Source organism: Photorhabdus sp. HUG-39 (assembly GCF_963878365.1).
Lineage (GTDB): Bacteria > Pseudomonadota > Gammaproteobacteria > Enterobacterales > Enterobacteriaceae > Photorhabdus > Photorhabdus kayaii.
Genome location: NZ_CAWNWY010000108.1, coordinates 1 through 991, shown reverse-complemented (window position 1 = coordinate 991; position 991 = coordinate 1). Strand labels below are relative to the sequence as shown.

Genomic DNA, 991 nt, shown 5'->3' with positions numbered 1-991 from the left:
TGATGAAAAAGCGATGAGTTTATTTTTTCCCCTGAAAAAGCAAGAAAAAGTCATACACAATAAGGTCATTTATTGGTGAGTGCAAAATTGATCTTATTTTTTGTATTGAGAGTTTTTAGAGGTTCCCCTATAAGAATTCACTTTGACAATAGATAATTAGCAAAAACCGCCGTAAACCCTTGCCCAGTGCCAGAGCGGGGATATCAGGCGAAAAGCCCAAAGGGCTTTCAGACCGCCGACAAACCTCATTGAAAATAATGGGGTCTGTTCTTTTCATGATGAATCCTAATACAACTCATTTTCCTCATTGACCCGATTCAATCGCCCGTCAGGGGGTTATTTCCGCTTCGCTTGCAATTTGACACGTTCGCTCTCCAGAGATAAAAACAACACAGCATCGCGATCAGCAATGCTATCTTCTTGATATTTTGGGCGGTTGCTGCCAAAAGACACTGTATTTGCACTTTTTGCAACCCGCGAAAACGGGCATAACGGTGCCCGTGATGTTGTTTCGCATCCGCAAAACTGCGTTCTATCGTCTCCTTTCGTCGCTTGTAAACCTTTTTACCCCACTCCGTTAGCCGGTTTTCCCTGGCTTGCTCCTTACTGTCCTCCCAGACATGACGGGTTATCTTTTTGCCCCCTTTGGCCTGCGTACAGGATGCGCGTTTCGGGCAGTACTGGCAGATATTCGCCGCAGCCTGATAATGCCGGTATCCCTCTCGGCTGGTCGTTTTATAAATCAACTTTTCGCCCTGGGGGCACACACAGGGCGCGAGCATACTTTTTTACCCCCCTTGAATGAACCGTAATTATATGATCTCATTCTCCTTATTTTTCTTTTTAATACTCGCCCATGAATCCGAACCAGACCCTGATTGAACATTTAACCGTTGTGAAAGAAACTCGTTCTGACATCAATCGTCAATACGAGCTGATTGATGTTATTTTTCTTGTCATCAGCGCCATTCTCGCTGGCGCTGAAGGTTGG

At 45.0% G+C, this 991-nt stretch carries 2 pseudogenes; one reads left to right on the top strand and one right to left on the bottom strand.

The window, feature by feature from the left end:
* Positions 1-336: 336 nt before the first annotated feature.
* Positions 337-767, bottom strand: a pseudogene (locus AAC155_RS24235) (transposase); the annotation flags it as partial.
* An 89-nt stretch (positions 768-856) separates the two neighbouring features.
* Between AAC155_RS24235 and AAC155_RS24230 the strand changes: the two are divergent.
* Positions 857-991, top strand: a pseudogene (locus tag AAC155_RS24230) (transposase family protein); the annotation flags it as partial.